2 protein-coding genes are annotated in these 782 nt (G+C 56.0%); one reads left to right on the forward strand and one right to left on the reverse strand.

The features are described from left to right. Positions 1-248 (forward strand): hypothetical protein (locus IFT54_RS20295; RefSeq protein ID WP_206758150.1); only part of this gene is annotated, 248 nt, incomplete at its 5' end. Between the two features lie 137 nt (positions 249-385). On the opposite strand, the gene IFT54_RS20175 is transcribed toward IFT54_RS20295, so the two are convergent. Next, on the reverse strand, positions 386-782 hold a 397-nt coding region (locus tag IFT54_RS20175), incomplete at its 5' end, for a hypothetical protein (protein ID WP_206758151.1).

A 782-nucleotide genomic window follows, 5' to 3' on the forward strand; every position in this document is an offset into this window, starting at 1 on the left:
CGCGCGGATCTTGGCCCAGAGACAACTGCATCAATGACGGCGCCCAATCTCAAGCCGGTGTCCTGAAATCCTATTGCTCTTCATCCAACGATTTTTTCCGAAATGCAGCGCCGCCGAAGAACCCGGTTACCTGGAGTTTTCAATCGGAAAGCCTAGCCGTCGTAGTCTCGACCGATTTGGCATTACGCGACGCAAGCCCACAAGTTTTGCATCAATCAGAAAACGGCAGGAGCCGGCGCGACCGTTGATGGGAAAAGCCGATGCATTTGAGACGCTCGTTCGATGATCGGTTTTTCCAGGTTCGCCCCCCCTCCCCCAAGGGTCAGTCTGCTTTCCATCAGTTCCGGACATCCGTGATGCAGGACTCAAGAATCTTGCATCGACACTAGTATCCGACCTCCAGCGTGACGACTGTCAGCCGGCCTTTGACTTTGCCAACCAACGTCACATTGCCGCCCGGTGAATCAGGACTGTTCATCGCCATGATAGCGATGGACATCATTTGAGCCATAAAGAGAGGCTGGAAGGTCGTTGCTCCTGGCGCTGTGATGATGGTGGTCTTTGCCTCATCATCGGCCCACGCGCCGTAGCCCCAAGCTGACCCGATGAAGCGTAGTGAGCGGCCGGGGGGTGGCGACGGAAAAGACGGTTCATTGGCATTCCGCTGTCCATCGCATCTCGATTTGCGCAACCGGCCATTGGAGAGTGTGCCTCCCTCATAATTGGCTTGGAGCACGTAGCAGCGGCCGTCGCTCAATGAGAGGGTGACTGGCAAAAAACCG

Source organism: Sphingomonas sp. CFBP 13714, from assembly GCF_014842205.1.
GTDB lineage: Bacteria > Pseudomonadota > Alphaproteobacteria > Sphingomonadales > Sphingomonadaceae > Sphingomonas > Sphingomonas aerolata.